11 protein-coding genes are annotated in these 18,843 nt (G+C 28.5%); 5 read left to right on the forward strand and 6 right to left on the reverse strand.

Features of this window, described 5'->3' with window-relative positions:
• The first annotated feature begins 51 nt into the window (after window positions 1-51).
• Window positions 52-999 (forward strand): tRNA-dihydrouridine synthase family protein, encoded by a 948-nt coding sequence (locus Q0881_RS15975; RefSeq protein ID WP_299162461.1) that lies wholly within the window; start codon window positions 52-54, stop codon window positions 997-999.
• A 121-nt stretch (window positions 1,000-1,120) separates the two neighbouring features.
• On the forward strand, window positions 1,121-4,954 hold the full coding sequence (locus Q0881_RS15980; protein ID WP_299162463.1) for a M48 family metallopeptidase: 3,834 nt from the start codon (window positions 1,121-1,123) through the stop codon (window positions 4,952-4,954).
• 89 nt (window positions 4,955-5,043) lie between these two features.
• On the opposite strand, the gene Q0881_RS15985 is transcribed toward Q0881_RS15980, so the two are convergent.
• The 3 genes from Q0881_RS15985 to Q0881_RS15995 all read right to left on the reverse strand — a co-directional run bounded on the left by Q0881_RS15985 (window position 5,044) and on the right by Q0881_RS15995 (window position 12,775).
• Window positions 5,044-6,357 carry a DEAD/DEAH box helicase gene (locus Q0881_RS15985; protein WP_299162465.1) on the reverse strand — a complete coding sequence of 438 codons (1,314 nt, stop codon included), beginning with the start codon at window positions 6,355-6,357 and terminating at the stop codon, window positions 5,044-5,046.
• A gap of 153 nt (window positions 6,358-6,510) precedes the next feature.
• Window positions 6,511-7,170: a hypothetical protein gene (locus Q0881_RS15990; RefSeq protein ID WP_299162467.1), complete on the reverse strand. Its 660-nt coding sequence runs from the start codon at window positions 7,168-7,170 to the stop codon at window positions 6,511-6,513.
• Between the two features lie 109 nt (window positions 7,171-7,279).
• Complete coding sequence (locus Q0881_RS15995; protein WP_299162471.1) at window positions 7,280-12,775, reverse strand: MG2 domain-containing protein; 5,496 nt, start codon at window positions 12,773-12,775, stop codon at window positions 7,280-7,282.
• Window positions 12,776-12,967: 192 nt separating this feature from the next.
• Here Q0881_RS15995 and Q0881_RS16000 point away from each other — a divergent pair, with 192 nt between their 5' ends.
• From Q0881_RS16000 to Q0881_RS16010, 3 genes are all read left to right on the forward strand, one after another.
• Window positions 12,968-13,549 (forward strand): tRNA-(ms[2]io[6]A)-hydroxylase, encoded by a 582-nt coding sequence (locus Q0881_RS16000; protein ID WP_299162473.1) that lies wholly within the window; start codon window positions 12,968-12,970, stop codon window positions 13,547-13,549.
• A 258-nt stretch (window positions 13,550-13,807) separates the two neighbouring features.
• Window positions 13,808-14,245 carry a DUF4268 domain-containing protein gene (locus tag Q0881_RS16005; protein ID WP_299162475.1) on the forward strand — a complete coding sequence of 146 codons (438 nt, stop codon included), beginning with the start codon at window positions 13,808-13,810 and terminating at the stop codon, window positions 14,243-14,245.
• Between the two features lie 107 nt (window positions 14,246-14,352).
• Window positions 14,353-14,847 (forward strand): CAP domain-containing protein, encoded by a 495-nt coding sequence (locus Q0881_RS16010; RefSeq protein ID WP_299162477.1) that lies wholly within the window; start codon window positions 14,353-14,355, stop codon window positions 14,845-14,847.
• 99 nt (window positions 14,848-14,946) lie between these two features.
• Here the strand turns inward: Q0881_RS16010 and Q0881_RS16015 are convergent, their stop codons facing one another.
• The 3 genes from Q0881_RS16015 to Q0881_RS16025 all read right to left on the reverse strand — a co-directional run.
• A complete protein-coding gene (locus Q0881_RS16015; RefSeq protein WP_299162479.1) occupies window positions 14,947-16,830 on the reverse strand; it encodes an OmpA family protein in 1,884 nt (627 codons plus the stop codon).
• Window positions 16,831-16,841: 11 nt separating this feature from the next.
• Window positions 16,842-17,777 carry a type IX secretion system membrane protein PorP/SprF gene (locus Q0881_RS16020; RefSeq protein WP_299162481.1) on the reverse strand — a complete coding sequence of 312 codons (936 nt, stop codon included), beginning with the start codon at window positions 17,775-17,777 and terminating at the stop codon, window positions 16,842-16,844.
• A gap of 10 nt (window positions 17,778-17,787) precedes the next feature.
• Window positions 17,788-18,843, reverse strand: a 1,056-nt coding sequence (locus Q0881_RS16025) for a gliding motility-associated C-terminal domain-containing protein (protein ID WP_299162483.1), incomplete at its 5' end; no start/stop codon positions are given.

The following is an 18,843-nucleotide window of genomic DNA, read 5'->3' on the forward strand; positions in this document are numbered from 1 at the left end:
ATCACTAAAATATAACCATAAGTAAGTTATATTTGCAGCTTATTAAATACTATGAGTTTCACCTTACTTTCGTCTCCTTTACAAGGATTTACCGATTTTCGTTTTAGAAATGCCCAACACAAATATTTTGGTGGTATTGATACCTATTATGCTCCATATATTAGATTGAATGGGAAATTTAAAATAAAATCTAGTTACGAACGTGATTTACTACCTGAAAATAACACAACTTTAACGGTTATTCCTCAAGTTATTACGAATAATCCTGATGAGTTTTTGTTTGTTGCTAAATATGTACAAAGTTTAGGATATAAAGAATTAAACTGGAACTTAGGTTGCCCTTACCCAATGGTAACCAAATCAGGTATGGGGTCTGGATTAATTTGCGACCCTGCAAGAATTGATGAAGTTTTACACAAAGCTCATAATGAAACAGATATTTTAGTTTCTATGAAAATGAGAATGGGATATGAAAATAGCGAAGAAATTTTACACTCCTTCCCTATTTTAGATAAATATCCTTTAAAGAATATAGCTATTCATGCTCGTATTGGTAAGCAACTATATAAAGGTGGAGTAGATTTAGAGGCTTTTCAAAAATGTATAGATGTTGCCAAACATCAATTGTATTATAATGGTGATATTACTTCTGTAGAAAGCTTTAATGCTATGAAAGAACGTTTTCCTAGCATTACACATTTTATGATTGGGCGTGGATTAATTGCTGATCCTTTTTTACCACAAATGATTAAAGATAATACTACAGAATATCCGAAAGATAGATGGAAACGTTTTGAAACTTTTCATAATGAAATATATCAACAATACGATGCTGCTTTATCGGGGCCAACTCCAATAAAAATGAAAATGTTAGGCTTTTGGGAATATTTTTCTCAATCTTTTGCTGATCCTCGTAAAACGTATAAAAAAATTAAAAAAGCTGGAAATCCGAAGAAATACCAAGCTGCTGTAAAAGAGATTTTGAATAGCGAAAAATAATACAATTAAATACTTTACTAATATCTTATTAGCATCTTCTTATTAAGCATAAACAATTATTCTTTTTATAATCAATCTTTTAATTATATTTGGATTCTTGAATAAGAAAACTTAAAATGCTATGAATAGTTTTTACACTAAAATGTCGGCCAAAATACCGACTGGTTTAACACAACCAACAAAATCTTTTAAAAAACATGTATGGTTATCTGTACTTGGTTTATTTCTTTTTATAATTCTATATTTTTCATTAACAGTATGGTTTGCCAAATTAGCTTACAATTTATTTGTTGATGCTAATAATTTTGATGGCCATTTTTGGAATTATTTACTTGCCATATGCTTTGGTTTTTTATCACTTTTTATGATAAAATCTCTTTTCTTTTTAAATAAAAAAGAAGAAAATTCAATGCAACAATATATCAGTAAGAAGGATGAACCTTTATTATTTGATTTCCTATATAAATTAGCTGATGAAGCAGGAGCTCCAAGGCCTCACAAAGTGTTTTTAACAGATCGAGTTAATGCTAGTGTTTCCTATGACATTTCTTTTTTAAACTTACTTATACCTTCAAAAAAGAACTTAGAAATTGGACTTGGATTAGTTAATGTATTAAGTCTTGGTGAATTTAAGGCTGTATTGGCTCATGAATTTGGACATTTTGCTCAAAAATCAATGCTACTAGGTAGATATGTTTATGTTGCTCAGCAAATAGCTCATAAAATTATTACTAAACGAGATGCTTTTGACAATTTTTTAGCCGGACTGTCAAGTATCGATATAAGGATATCATGGATTGGATGGATACTTTCAATTTTAGTTTGGGCTATTAGATCTTTAATTGAAATTTGTTTCAGTATTGTAATTATTGCTGAAAGAGCTTTATCTAGAGAAATGGAATTTCAAGCTGATTTGGTTGCTGTTTCCTTAACAGGAAGTGATGCACTTATTCATGCTTTGTATAAATTACAAATAGCCGATGAAGCTTATGCCAATGCTTTAAATTGTATTAACGAAGATTTACAAGAAAAAAAAGCAATTGAAGATATGTATGTATTGCAAACTAATTACATACAACAAATGGCTAAAGTATTGGATAATACTAATTATGGTAAATCTCCTGAAATCCCTAAAGAAAATCGTGAAAAGCATAGAATATTTACTTCTGCAAAGTATAACCCGCCAAAAATGTGGGAAACACATCCAGCTGATATAGAAAGAGAAAACAATGCTAAGAAAACTTATATTTATGAACCAATAGATAATCGATTATCTTGGGATTTATTTTCTAATCCATCTTTTTATAAAAAAGAATTAACTGAACGACTTATTAAAACAAGTAAGGTCGAAACTGTTTCAATAAGTAATGAAGAAGCTTTAAAAAAACAAAATTCTACATTTTTCAATTGGTTATTTTTAAATCCAAAATATCACTCTACTTTTTTACAAAGACAGCCTTTTTTAAATTTTAAAACATCTGAATCTTTATTTGATGCCGATGTTCCTATTAAACCTTTAAAAGACGATTTTGATAAACTTTATCCTAAAGAAATTAGTAAAAAAATTGATCTACTTCAGGAAATACAACAAGAAATTACTGCATTAACTATAAGTAAAAATGAAGCTATAACTATAGAAAAAAGAAGAATATGGCATAGAGGAAATGAAATAAAAAGAAAAGATATTCCTGAGCTTTTAAATTCTTTGCAAAAAGAAGTTGATGAAATTCAGCAAGAATTAATGGAACACGATAAACGTTGTAGGACTATTCATTTTAAAGCTTCAAAACTTATAAATATAAAAGCTAGTGTTTATTTAAAAGAATTAACGAAACTAGTACATTATAGCGAACATAGTATTTCTAGTATTAATGATATAAGAGATAGTTTTAATCATACTTTAATTATAGCACTAGCTGATGGAAATGTATCTTCATCTGAATTAGCAGGAATTCTTAAGCTTGGTAATGAATATTATAGTGTTTTAAGAAGAGTTTACTTGCACAGTAATGAGATTAAACTTTCATCTGAACTACTAAAAAACATTAATATAGAAAACTATTCTTCACTATTTGAAGAATTTAAATTAACCCCTCCTGATAAAGAAAACATAAATGATTGGGTAAATGTAATTGATGGTTGGACTAATATAGCTATAAATGCTCTTCAAAAATTAAGAAATGAATCATTAGAATTATTATTAGAGACTGAGGATAAAGTTAAGAATGCTTATTTACAACAACAACCTTTAGACTTAAAAACAAACTCTCTCTCTATTCCTGAAAAATATGACACTTTAGTTTCTGGAAATGAGCGAGAAATCCAGCAAAAGTTAAGTTCATGGGATCGTTTTATTATTGGAGATGGTTTAATTCCTTCCATAGCTAAATTTGGCGTTTCTGCTAGTATTGTTCTAGCAGCTCTGTATTATGGTAATTATTCTCAAAAACTACCTTTATATGTCTATAATGGACTTCAAACAAATGTAAACGTCTCTTTTAATGATGATATTTATTTTATACCTCCAAATTCATCAAAGAAATTACAATTAAATTATGGTGAAAAATATCATAGCATAACTACTACACTAGAAGGAGCGTTAATTGAAGAAGATGATTTTGAGTTTAATGATCATTCTGCATATATTTATAATATTGCAAATGCTAGTGTTTTTATGGAGTACCCTATTTTCTATGGCTATAATTATACACCCTCAGGAATAAATCAAAGAACTTATTTAGGCTCTAAAAAATGGTTTTCTACTAAGGTTGATTACGTTTTAGAAGAACCTCCTGTATCAATTGATTTATCTTCTGGTAGTAGCGGAGAAAAAAGGTATGCCTTACATGCTTACAGCGATATTGCGCCAGAAAATATTATGAGCATGTTAACTGATTCTATTCAACAAAATAACATTATCAAAACTCATAGCAAATGGGATCATGAAAACAGTAAACATTTAATAACATGGTTACATTATTTAAACGAAATACCTAATGGAATTGATGTTGTTAAATCTAGATTAGCTAAAAACCCAACAGAATTAATTAGTTTAAGGGCTATGCAAGATCTTAGTGATTCTTTATCTCTCAAAAATATTTGTGAGAAGAACACACAATTATTAATTAATTCTCCAAACAATCCAAATTATTTTTATTTAGCAACTAGATGTATAGAAAATGAAAATGAAAAAAATGCTCAATTTATAAAAGGTTACGAAAAATGGAAAAATCATAGTTGGTTAGCTCTTGCAGCTGCAAGTTGTTATAGTGAAAATGGGTCCTTTTCAAAAGCATATGAAGCTTTTGAAATTGTAAATAATGAAAACAAAGGGCTCCAAGAATTAGTAGCTAATAATGCAGAACGCATAAAAAGAGTGTTAAACAATATATCAAAGGAAGAAAAGTATGCTAGTATAATAGACAATGAAGAAATAAACTATTATAATAATTTAGAAAATGGAAACATAGAAGGTAAGACTACAAACCCTGATTATATTTATTATCTTTTACATAAAGGTAAAATAGTAGAAGCTTATGAATTAGCTCAAAAATTTGAAGATTATAAAGCTTATGCTCTACGTTTAATTGGAGCTTCTAAAGGAGCAACTAAACAAATGATAGCTTCTGCGTTAAATATTTCCGAAAAAGAAGGCTTGAATTTAAATAATGTTTGGGCAACTATGGCTCTTGCTATAAAAAGCAAAGAGGATTATAAAAAACTCTTACCTTCATTTGAACTGCTTAAGCTAGATAAAAAATATATTAATAAACTGGTTACTCTTATTAAAACAAAAAAATATTCAAAAGTAGATAAGCATATAGCTAAACTAGAATTAAGATGGAAAGCACAAGCTTATATCATGGCAAATATTATTCTAGATGGTGATATTCCTTTAAAATGGAAGCAAATATATGAAGGTGGTTTATTTGCAAATGAAAAACCTTATTTGTAGTTATTTTATTAATGTTCTAAACCTATACAAATAAAAAAAGTACTTACAATTATTAGTAAGTACTTTTTTTATTTGTGTAATAGTATAATTTATGCCAAAGTAATACGTACTTTTTTATTCTTTAAACGTGTATTATTTAATTCTTCTATTAACTTTTTTGCTTCACTTATAGGCACTGAAATAAAGGCACAATCTTGCTTTAATTCAATAACACCTAATTGATCTTTTGTTAAGTTTCCTTTTTTAAAGAACAATCCTGCAATATCTCCTTTTGAAATTTTATCTTTTCTTCCTCCAGAAATAAATAAAGTTTCCCAATAATTAGGCTTTAATTTTTCTTTTTGAGAAATATCAGCATTAGGAATATTTTTAAGAAACTCCGGTAAGCTTTCTTTTTGCCATTTTAAAATATAAGCAGTTCCTTTAGCATTTACTCTTGCAGTTCTACCATTTCTATGTGTAAATTCTTCAACTCTTTCTGGCAACTCGTAATGAATAATATATTTCATTTCTGGAATATCAATTCCTCTTGCTGCTAAATCAGTTGCAATTAACACCTGACTTGTTCCATTTCTGAATTTTATCAACGAGCGCTCACGATCTCTTTGTTCCATCCCTCCTGAAAAACAACTATGTGCTATCTTATTTTTGGTTAAGAACTCGCTTACATGATTTATACTGTCTTTTAAATTACAGAATATAATTCCTTGTTGATTTCCTATATGTTTTAACAATTCAACTAAAGTCTGATTCTTATTTTTTATAGGAGAAACAACCGTTTTTAAAGTTAACTGTCTAGATTTTTTACCTGTTAAGTAATTTAATATAGTAGGGTTATTTAAACGAACAAACTCTGGTATTTCAGCTTCTTGAGTTGCTGATGTTAAAATACGTTTACTAATATTAGGTAACTGATTAATAATTCCACGCATTTCATACTCAAAACCTACTTCTAACGATTTATCGAACTCGTCTAAAATTAAGGTCTTTATACTGTCTTTAGAAAAACGATCGTTTGCAAAGTGATCTGAAATTCTACCTGGAGTACCAATTAAAATACTTGGAGTATGCTTTAATTCAATTTTATCTTTCGCCATTGAACGTCCACCATACACGGCATTTACTTTTAAACCTGTTCCCATTTCACGAATTACCTGTTCTATTTGAATAGCTAATTCTCTTGATGGTACTAAAATTAGAGCTTGAATCTCTTTATTATCAGGTTCTATCAGTTTTAACGTTGGTAGTAAAAAGCCCAAGGTTTTACCAGTTCCTGTAGGAGAAAGTATTACTGTATTTGCAGTTTCATCAATTGTTGAAATTGCTTTTTGTTGCATTTCATTTAATTCATAGATATTCAATTTTGCTAAAATATCTTCCTGTGTTTTCATTGTCGTTGCCATAATATTTAAATATCTATGAAATTTTTTATCAACCGCAAAGATAAGTAGTCTTTGATTAGGAAAGATTAAGTATTTTGGAAATTACAAAGCTTATTGATTTCTCAATAAGCTTTGTCTCATTTACGCATTCCTTTTGAAGGAAAATTATAATTTCTATGATCTTTTTCCTGTTGTTATATATTCGATAACATTTTCAATAGATCTTGTTTTAGCTTTCAATAATGTTTTGGTAAAATCAAACATAAATACTGAACTTTCACCAGTAGAATCAAACTCTAATATTTGTTTTTTCTCTTTTATATTATAAACTATAACTTTAGCCGTTACAACACAAAACTCTGTTGTGTTATGATGTCCAAAGCTTCCAGGTCCAAAACCAGGTGAATATGAAGATACAAACCTATTATTAATCGTGAAGTTTTTAAAATATAATAAATAACGTTTATCACTATTTATAAATAATGAGTTTATTTCAGCTTGATTATTTGCATTGTATCCTTCAATTAACACATCCCAATTAGTGGTAGTATCTATTTCAAAGTTAGAAGACTTATTATTTTGTCTTATTTGTGTTACAAACTCATTTAAATATGATTTTAAAAAAGCTTTATCATTCTCATAATTTTTTTTATAGGTTTTAGTGAAGTTATTTAATTGAACATTTTCATGCCCAGCAATTAAAATAGATTTAATTTTTGAATTCATAATTTCACCATTTTTTACTACATTATTTATATAATGTCTTGTTGGCATACATGAATTTAAAAAGAAAAAAAAGGAAATTAAACCTAAAAATATTGTATATTTTCTCATAGCATTTAGAAATTAAATTAAGCGGCAATATTAAAAAAAATCTATAAAAAAAACTCAGAATTGAATACAATTCTGAGTTTTAAATAAATGTAAACAAATTTATTTAAGTTTACTTCACTACTTCAATCCATTGTCCTTTTGTACGTGCTATATAATCATTATCGTACATAGCTTCTACTTGTACTCCTGGTAAATAATACTTACCTAAATACGATGCATTTAACAATACTCTAAATGTTTTGATTTCATACTTATTTAAAGTAAAATAATTACTAATACTTGCATCTCTAATATCTGTATAATCTACTTTTGAAGAAGTAGTATTGTTTCCAAAATCAGTAAATCTTGTATTAATAATTTCCCATCCAGAAGGTATATATTCAGTTAATGCTATATTCTCTACTTTATCATTTGTTGAATTTCGTACAGTTACTTCTGCTATAAAGTTAGTCCCTTGTGATATACTTATTGGATCTATACGGTTTCCCCCTTTAGTTTTATAAGTTATCGTTGTTTCTAAATTTTTTTGAACTATTTTCTCTACGCCTACCGGTAAAATTCCCTTATTCAATAATCGTACATATAATACACCTTTACTTTTATTCGATATTTTAAACGTGTTTTCTTTCTTTATTTCTTCTATATCTTCTGCATACAATGCTTTCTGAATATTAATCTTTTTTGAATTACTATTCAAAGTATAACTTGCGTGAATACCTGTATTATCTCCATTTTGTAGGGCATATTGACTCATTGCTAATAAACTAAATGCAGTAGTTTGTGTACTCATCCATTTATCACTAGATAAATTTCCTGCTATTTCTTTCGCCAATTTAATTGCTTTTACTTCATCTTTTAACAACGTATATGTTTCTAGAGCCATGGCTTTATTTCTAGTTTCTGAACCATAATTATAATAATACCTTCTAGCGTAATTTTCTTCTGTTAGAGTTCCTAAAATAATATTTGCTATCGACTTCTTTCCTATTAAAGCGTATGCTGCTGCTAAACGCATTTTTGCTTGATTTGAAATGTTTTTAGTTTCTCTTAAACGATTCATAGATGCTAAATCTGGGCTATTTGCCAAACTTAAAGTATACAATCTATACGCTTGATTAAATGCATTGTTGTAATAACTTGAATTATTTCTCCAATTACGAGCTTGTTGTTTCTGATAAGCTATCCAATTTGATTTAAAACCTATTGGTAATACATAACCTTTTTTTGCTGCTTCAATCATAAAATGACCTGCATACGATGTTCCCCAATTATCAGCACTACTATTTCCTTGCCAATATGATAAACCTCCGTTTGATATTTGAAAATCTGACAATCGTTGAATTGTTGCTTTAATATTTCGTTCTATTGATTGTTGCTTTTCTTTTGATAAATCAAATATTTCTGGTAAATATAACTGTGGAAACGCACTAGAGGTTGTTTGCTCTACACAACCATGCGGATAACGAATTAGATATCCCATACGTTTAGTAAAATTCATTGGTGGTAATGTTGATAATTCAACACTCGCAGTATTTGTTCCTTTGGTTCCAAAAGCTGTAAAATCTATTTCTTTTACTTCATTAGATTTTAATACCAAGTCTTTTACTTCTGTAGTTACAGGATTTGGATTTAACACATCTATTTCTACTTCGTAAGATGCTTTTTCATTCCCTGAACTTGCATTTATTTTTACTTTTCCTATTCCTTTAAAATCATTTACTTTTAATGTAAAATATGCCATTTTTTCATCTGGCTGATTAAATGAAATAGTTTGTGTTTTATCTCCAACTATTGTGTACGATTCATTTGGCGCTACCGTTACCTTTACTTTTTTAATTTCTGGTTTCATAGCAAAAACGGTTACTGGCAATGTTACGGTTTCTTGCGGTGTAATTTTTCGAGGTAAGGATGCTAAAATCATAACTGGCTTGCGTACAAATGCTGTTTTCTCGTCGCTTCCATAAGCTTCTTCTTTCGCATTTGTAGCTACTACCATTGCTCTTACCGACCCTACATACTTTGGTATTTTTATCGAATGTTTTTGTATGTCTCCTTTTTCTAAATTAAATGGTCCTAAATAGGTAACCATTGGCTTAAATCGGTTAGCTTTCTTATTCTTACTTCCTGCTTCAGCTTCGTCTCCTCCAATACTTAATATTTGATTTACTTTTCCTCCATATGCTCCAATTACATCATCAAAAATATCCCAAGTTCTAACTCCTAACGATTGCCTAGCATAAAATGTATTCCATGGATTTGGCGTTTTAAATCGTGTTAAATCTAGTAAACCATCATCTACCAATGCTATTGTATAAGTCATTGGCTTTCCATTCTTTTCTTTTACTCTAATATTTGCTACAGATTCTGGTCTTAACTCATCTGCTAACTGTATTTCTGGTTCCAATTTAGTTGCCGGGTCATTTACCAACATTGGTAAAGATCCATACATACGTATTGGTAAATCATTTACTGTTTGACTATGCTTTTGTAGTAATGAAATATTTACATACACATTTGGGGTATAATTTGCCAATACTGGGAAAGAGAATTTTGTTTGTTTTGCTTTTGTTGGCACCCAAAAATGATCTAATACTTCTGTACCATTTTCTATAGTAATTAATGCTCTACCTCCCTCTGATGATGGAAATTTAACTGTTGCTGTTTCCTTTACATTATAAGTCTCTTTATCTGTTGTAAAAACTAGCATTGTTGCATTTGTTTTATCTTGACTTCCTTTTTTCTTCCCATACCAAGAAGGCCAATCGAAATATGCAATGTTTGACGTTACGTGTTTACTCTTTTTATCTGTAATTTTTATTAAATAACGTCCCCAATCATTTTCACTTACTTTTAAATCAAACGACCCTTTTCCATTTGCACCTGTTTTTACTTGCACAGTTTTATATGGTTCATGGTAACGTGTTCCGTCATAATTAGAAAGTCCATTATCTGAAGTGCTCCACCACCAACGCCAAGATAGCTTATATACTTTTACGTCTAAACGATTTGCTACTCCTACTCCATTTTCATTAACTGTTGCTACATTAAAAGTATATTTTTCATCTGTAAATAAATAGTTTTTTGATTGTTGCTCTTCTGCGTTTAATAAACCTACATAACTAGTATATGGCGATACTTTTTTAGTAAATACATCGGTACTAAAATCTCCTCCATTTTCATAAACCTTAGTTATAAAACTCGCTTTCAACATTCCAGGAGCTTTCGTATCTAATTTAGGTTTTACTGAAAACTTTGTTTCTCCTTCGTTATTTAATTTTCCTTTTAATACTGAAAATTCTTCTGTACCAAATCTCCTAGTAACATCGTCAAAATTATAATTCTTGAATTTAGAAAATTCTGTTTTTGTTTGTCTAAACTTTCCGTTTATATCTAGTTTTAAGTTCCTTGCTATGGCACCATGCAACCATTTAACTTCTACATCTCCATCAATTGACGTATTCGCTTTTATTACTTCAGTAGCAGTATTTAGTTTAATCTTTAAACGATTCGGTTTTATCGTTTCTATTTTTAAAGTCTTTGTAAAAACTGCTCCTCCAACACTTACTCTCAATTTCCAATTTCCTGTAATTGCATCCACATTAGTTTTTGGTGCATAGGCATATACATTATGTGCATTCTTATATTGAATTTTTCTATCTACAATTTTACCTTGTGGATTTATCAATTCAAACTTTATTGGATGTTTTTCTGGTAATGGATTTGCTTTATCATTTAACACAAACGTTAAAAACAATTGATCTCCTGGTCTCCACACACCTCTTTCTCCGTATATATAACCTTTTATTCCTTTTTGAAGTTTTGTTCCTGATACATCAAACTTACTCATTGACAATGCACTTCCCTCATTCAATTTAACGTAAGTTGTATTATTATTTTTTGTTACTACTGCAAAAAAAGCATTTGTTATTTCATCAAACTTCGCAATTCCTTCTTTGTCTGTTGTTAGTGTTGTTACTGCTTGTTGCTGTAAATTAAACAGGGTTACTTTTGCTCCAGAAGCTGACTCTGCAGTTAATAAATTTGTAACTGCTATAAAGGTTTTATTATTATTTCCTTTTTTTACAATTACTCCTAAATTAGTAGCTAAGATATTAGTACTAATTTTTTTACTGTAGTAATAAGATGAAGTACAAGGGTTTTCTCTATCTCTCCAATTATAATTGTAATAATCATTATTATAATAATTTTGACTATCGTATTGCTTTGTGTTTATTTTCTTTTTACCATACACTATTGTGCTACTATTTACAATTCCATCACAAGAATAATTTGAATACTCTTTATTAAATGATAGCTCTACTCTATACATAGCCCCATTTTCTATTGCTAAGACTTCTGTTAAATCAATGGCAAATGCATTTTCTTTTGTTAAATCTACTCCTTGGTTGGTTAAATTTACTGTGTACTTTGCTTCTGGCCTTCCTACATAACGTAAATTTCCTTGGTTATTTAAATTATTATGTTGTAAAAATTGTAAGACATTATTTTTATAAATCTTGTAAACTGTTGCATCTACCGCTTTTAAATTAACAGATTTAAAATTGATTTTTAAATTGTTTGAGTTTGGTAAAATTGACCCACTTTTTATAAAAGAAACTGAAGGTTTTAATTGTTCAAAATGTAATGTTTTACTAAACTTTTCTTTTAAATCATACCCTTCTGAATTTTTTATTCCTTTAAAAACGTTTATAACTACCTTATTTTTAAAAGAAGATTTTGGATATATATTTACCACATTATTACTTATTTTGTAAGTAAATCTTCTTTTCTGTGTATTTTCAAATTGAATTAACCCGCTTAAATCTTGTCCTTTTTTTATTGGATCTGAAAAACTAATTTCAATGTGCTGTTTATCTGTATTAACTACTTCTGCATTTAAAACTTTAAAATTATTTTTCCCTGTTATTATTAGCTCTCTATCTCCTTTTGATGTTGATTTTATTGACGTTCCATCCCATTCAATTTTTAAAACTTTATCATCATCAAAACGTTGTAAGCTATCTATTTTAAAATGTATTTTCGAAGCAAATTTTTCAAAAGTCTCAAACTTTACTTCTGTTTGTTTTCCATTATAATTTGCTTTTATAAGCGTTGGTAGTTTTGAACTTTCTATCACATCGCTAGCCGTTAAAACTCCTTCTACGACATATATATCTTTACTTGAAACCTTTGGAGACTTTAATGATACATTAAAAAGTAATTCCTTTGTTTTTACTTTTATTGTAAAATCTTTTAAATCTGAATCTATTTCATCATATAATTTTGATAAATGTAATGTAAGTTTATACTCTTGATTACTTTGTAATTTTTCATTTGGAATAAAAGAAATTACATTATTCTTAAATGTTACTTCTCCTTTTACTTTCGGACTAATTGTAAAAACATCATTATTTACAGTTGCTTCTTCTATTTTTTTCTTTAAAAAGAAATCAAATTTTGGAGTAATAGATACTAGCTTTTCAGGAAATACAGATACATATTCACTATAAGCGTTTACATTACTTACTTTACCTGTTGTTTTTTTACAAGCATTAACAATTAGCAGTAAGATTATTAGCGCAATTATTTTTACATTTTTTTTCATTACAAAATAGCTTTTTCATTAATTTGACGAAGTATTTCAAAGTTAAGTATTTTAAAAACACTACTATAAAAAATAACTTAAATAATTTTATAAAAAAGCATGAGTTGAATTACTTTATAAAAAGAAAAGTAAGTACTATTCTTTCTTACATTTAATAATTCTTAATTTTGCCTTCCATCTTGAAATAAGAACATGTTAGGATTAAAATTTGAAACAGAAACTTCTTGGGCAGATATTGCTAAAGATAATTTACAACAGATATTAACAGATCATGCTTTTTTAGAACAAAAAGCTGCTTCTAATGCTGTATCTATAATTATTAATTATTCTGAAGAAACTGAGCTTGTACAAAGCATGAGTGCTATTGCTATTGAAGAAATGGAACATTTTAAAATGGTTCATGATTTTATGGTAAAACGAGGGATGGTTTTAGGTAGAGAACAAAAGAATGATTATGCTATTCAATTACAAAAATTCTTTACTAAAACTAAAGATCGTACGGAAGCTTTAATTCAACGTTTACTAATAGCTGCTATTATTGAAGCTAGAAGTTGTGAACGTTTTAAAGTTTTTTCTGAAAATATGGAGGACGAAGAGTTATCTAAATTCTACAAGGATTTAATGATTTCTGAAGCCAATCACTACACTACTTTTTTAGGTTTTGCTCGAAAATATCAAGACAGAGAGCTTGTTGATAAAAAATGGGACGACTTAGTTGCTTTTGAAGCTGAGATGATGAGAAGTCGCGGGACTATTGCTAAAGTTCATGGATAAATTAATACTTTTATGAACTATTTACTGAAAATAATAGAAATCTTTATAATACTTCTAATTATTTATTTATGGAATAAATATATTATTCCTTTCCTAATAAAAAAAGTAGTTAGTTTTCATAAAAGTTTCACAAAAATAGATGAAAACCCTGCTATCAAATTCTTTGTCAAAAATGAGCAAAAAATAATAAATTTTGCGCAATATTTTTACTGGGTTGGAGCTGTAATAATTACTATAAGTATCTTAATAAATTAATTAATGTTTAGTAAAGAAGAATCTGCTCTATTACGTAAAGAATTTTGGACTAGTTTTGGAAAATCTTTTCCAAGAAAATGGTTGTTGTACAATACTAAAATTAAAGGTTTTGCTTTTAAATTTCAAGCTGATCGAAAGAAAGCATCAGTATGTTTAGATTTTGAACATCCTGATAGTGTTGCTAACGAACTTTTATTCGATCAATTACTTTCTTTAAAAAACATTTTGGAATCAGAATATTTACCTGAAGTAATTTATAACGATAATTTTGAATTAGATAATAGAAAAATTATACATCGGATTTATGTTCCTTATGAGAAAAAATTTAGCATTCATAACAAAAATACTTGGCGTGATTGTTATGAATTTTATGTTGAGACCATGGAGCAATTTGAATTGTTTTTTTATGAATATGAAGATTTTATAAAGCAAGCTATCTAACATAGGAAAAACACCCTTTTTAACTAATAATCAACACATTAGACGTAAATATTAATTCTTTTGACATATATTTGTAACGTTTTTTATTAACCCCTATACCCCTAATAATGAATAACCAACCCCTACGGTTATTACTAGTGTTATGTGCATTAGTTTTAACATCATGCTCGTCAAATAGCGAAATAGAATTGGCTGGAAACACTTCAGAGCCAATAACTGTTATTGCTGAAAAATCTATTGAAGCGGAAATATTAGTTCTTATTAACAACTACAGAGTTGCTAATGGACTTTCTGTTTTAAATAAATTGCAAACTATAAAGTCACAAGCCAATACTCATACTAATTATATGATTGATCAGAATAAAATCTCTCACGATTTTTTCTATCAACGCAAAGAATACTTAACACAAAATGCTAATGCTGTTGGTGTTGGAGAAAATGTTGCTTATGGTTATTCTTCTGCTGAATCTGTTGTAAACGCTTGGGTTAAAAGTGAAAGTCACAAAAAGAATATAGAAGGAAATTTTACTCATTTTGAAATTTCTGCAGAGAAAGATAACGATGGTAAATGGTATTTTACCAACATCTTTATTAAAAAATAATGTTATTGTTTATTTGAATTTTTAACAATAGTAAAAGCCTTCATTCAATAATTATTGAATGAAGGCTTTTTGGAAAACCTGCTACTGGGAAACACTTAATTATTTATAATCGTTTAGTATTATAAACTTTGATCTTCTATTTTCTTGATGTTCTTCCTCTGTACAAGGAATATAATTACGACATTTATTTACTAATTGTTTTTCTCCATAACCTATTGCACTTTCTATTCTTTGTTTTTCTATATTTCTTGATATAATATAATCTCTAGTCGATTTTGCTCGTTTATCAGATAACGTTTCATTATATAAATCTCCTCCTCTACTATCAGTATGCGATTCTATTTTAATAATCATGTCTGGGTGATTATTTAGTACTTTAACTACATATTCAAGTTCAAAAGCAGCATCTGGCCTTATATTCCATTTATCAAAATCAAAAAATATTGGAGCTATTACAATTTCTTTATCAATTATTAACGGTGTTAAAAATAAATCTTGTTCTATAATTTTGTGATGGATATTTGTAGTTTCTACATTTTTTAAATCGTCTTTATAATCAATTTTTGTTCCTCTTAAAGTATACTTCTTATTACATTCTGCTTCAAACTCAAAGCTTCCTTCAATTGTTGTTGTTATTTTATTTATAACTTTTCCATCTTCTCCTATAAACTCAACTAAAGCATTCGCTAAAACTTCATTTGTTTTATTATCATATACTTTTCCTTTTATGGTTTGTTTACATTCATATGATTGAAAACTATAAATATCATCTTTCCCTTTTCCTCCTGGTCTATTAGATGAAAAATACCCTGTTTTATTATCTTCATTCATAAAAAAGGCAAAATCATCGTATCCACTATTAAAAGGTGCCCCTATGTTTTTTACTTCTGCTGAATTATTCTTTAATAAGCTTGATTTGTAAATATCTAATAATCCTAAATTTTCATATCCATCTGATGAAAAATAGAATGTGTAATCGTTTGATACAAACGGAAACATATCTCTTCCGCTAGTATTTATATTTTCTCCCATATTTACAGGAGGGCCATAAGTATTATTTGGTAATATTGCTACTTTATAAATATCTGTTAATCCAAAACCTCCGGGTTTATTAGATGTAAAATACAAAGTCTTATTATCTGGACTTAATGCTGGATGGCCATTTGAATACACTTCATCATTAAATGGAAGTTCTTCAATATTTGTCCATTCACTATTTACCAAAGTAGCCTTAAATATTTTTAAATGTGAGGTTCCTTCTTTGTCATAATCTAACTTATTTCTTTTGTTTAAATTATTACGAGTAAAATACATCGTTTTTCCATCATTAGTTATTGCAATACTTGATTCATGAAACCCTGTATTTATTTTTGATGATGTTAAAGGAATAACATTTTCAATTGATTTTGACTTACCATAATCAATGATTGTAGCTTCATATAAATCTAAATAAGGTTCGTTATTCCATTCATAAATTTTACCCTTTTCATTTTTTGTTGAAGCAAACATAAATTTTTGCTTATGTACATAAGGAGCAAAATCAGAGTTTTTTGTATTAACGTTCAAATTGGTTATTTTTATTGAATCGTTATTTAATGATTTTAACTTTTCATAGTCTACATTTAAAATTTCTGAACTGTTATCTGGTAATTTTTTTAACCACTCTTCTGCTTTCTTATATTCTCCTACACTTCTTAAAGATTGTGCATATTTATATTTACTTTCATTACTTAAACCTTCATCTTTTTTTGCCGCTATTGCATACCATTTATTTGCTTTTGATGAATTTGAATTATTATAATAACAATCCGCTAATTTTGTTAAAGTATAAGAACTACTATCTCCTCTTTTAACTGCTTTTTCATAAAACTCTGCTGCTTTAATATAGGCATAGTTTTTAAAGAACTTGTCGGCTACTCTTTTTTGTGAAAAAGAATAAGAAAAGGAAAAAATCAATATTAAAAATGTAATTTTTGTCTTCATATCTATACTTTTTAAAAATATCTTGGAGATTTTACTCTGCTTGCCTTAATTAATTCAAACATTAACAATACTTCATGTGTACCACTTGAAAATTGATTTATATCTGATAAAGGATATTCATATGCATATCCTATTCGAAATTGTTTTGATACTTGAAAGTCTACTAAAGCTCCTAATGAACCTGTAAATTCATTGAATCTATAAGATCCTCCTAACCAAAACTTTTCATTAAAAAGAAAGTTTGCTGTTATATCATATGATAAAGGTGCTCCACTTGTTGCTTTTATTAATGTAGCTGGTTTAAATTTTACACTATCACTTAAATCAAATACATAACCTCCAGTTAAATAATAACTCACTTTATCTACAATACCATAATCTATCCCTCCTACAGTAAGGTCATTATGATCTATATTTAATAACCTTGGAGCTGATAATCCTAAATACCATTTATTAGTATGTAAATAGAGCCCTGCTCCTATATTAGGTTCCCAACGATTTCTAACACCACTAATTCCAGGATCACCTCCTTCTGCTACTAATAATTCATTATCTAAATTATATTGAGTAAACCCTGCTTTCAATCCAAAAGCTAATCTAGTTTCATCGCTCAAGTTAATTGTGTAGGAAAAATCCCCATATAAATATGTGAATTTTTCATATCCTAACTTATCATTTATAAATGACAAGCCTAATCCTATTCGATCATTTCTAAGTGGTGTATGTACTGACAATGTTTGGGTTTCTGGTCCCTTTCCAAAACCTGCCCATTGACTTCTATGCAAACCTACAATACTTAATACCTCTCTACTTCCTGCATAGGCTGGATTAACAGATATAGTATTATACATATACTGCGTAAACTGTGGTAATTGCTGACTTTCAACATTAAATACTGTTGTAATTATTAAAACGAAAATTATATGAAATCTGTAATTTTGCTTCATAGCTTATACTTTATTTGGTTCCTAAATAAATTGCTCCTGTAAATGGTTTTAAACCACTATTTTCTAACACTACTATATAATAATAGGTTCCGGCTGGTAATCTTTTTGCTCCTCCAAAAGTTGATCCATCTGAAATTCCGTTCCAATTATTAGCATAGTTATTCGATTCGTAAACTTTTGCTCCCCAACGGTTATACATTTTAACATTGGTTATAAATCCACACGATTCGACTCCTGTTACTCTAAAAAATTCATTCCATGTATCTCCGTTTGGTGTTACTGCTTTAGATATTTTAACATCTTCCTGACCACATGGTAAAACAATACAATCATCATTAATATTAATGGTTACTTTTACTGATGTTAAACAACCTTCATTAGCAACTGTATAAGTAAATACATAATCGCCTAAAGCTATGTTTGAGGGATCAAAAGTAGCATCTGTAGTAAGTGTTACATTTCCACTTGTTACTTCCCATTTACCATCATCACCAATATTTAATAAATAATCATTTAGATCTATCGTACCATCATCTATACATTTTGAATCTGCTACAGTTGTTTCAATAGTTTCTATTGTTACATTAATTGTTTGTACAAATTCTGCAGTATTTCCACAATCATCAGCAACTGTCCAAGTTCTTATTATTTGATAATCATTATCTGTTCCATCAAAAGTATTATCCTCTTCAAAACTTATTTGAGTAACATTACTTGAACAATTATCTACAAATTCTAATGTTGGTATTTCTGGTATTGCGTCACAACTAACATCTATATCTGTTAATGTTGTAACCAGTTCTGGTGCTTCATTATCCTCAACCTTTATTTCTTGAGTATGACTTATATTATTTCCTGCACAATCTTCTGATATCCATGTTCTTGTTATTGTATATACCGATGCACATTCATCATCCTGTCCTGTAATTACCTCTGAATAATTTACTGTTACTTCTGAATCACAATTATCCGTTGCTGTTAATACTTCCGCAGTTGGAATTGCATCACAACTAACTGTTGTGCTTTCTGGTAAACTCTCTACAAATACTGGTGCAGTAGTATCTTC

Source organism: uncultured Tenacibaculum sp. (assembly GCF_947494125.1).
Lineage (GTDB): Bacteria > Bacteroidota > Bacteroidia > Flavobacteriales > Flavobacteriaceae > Polaribacter.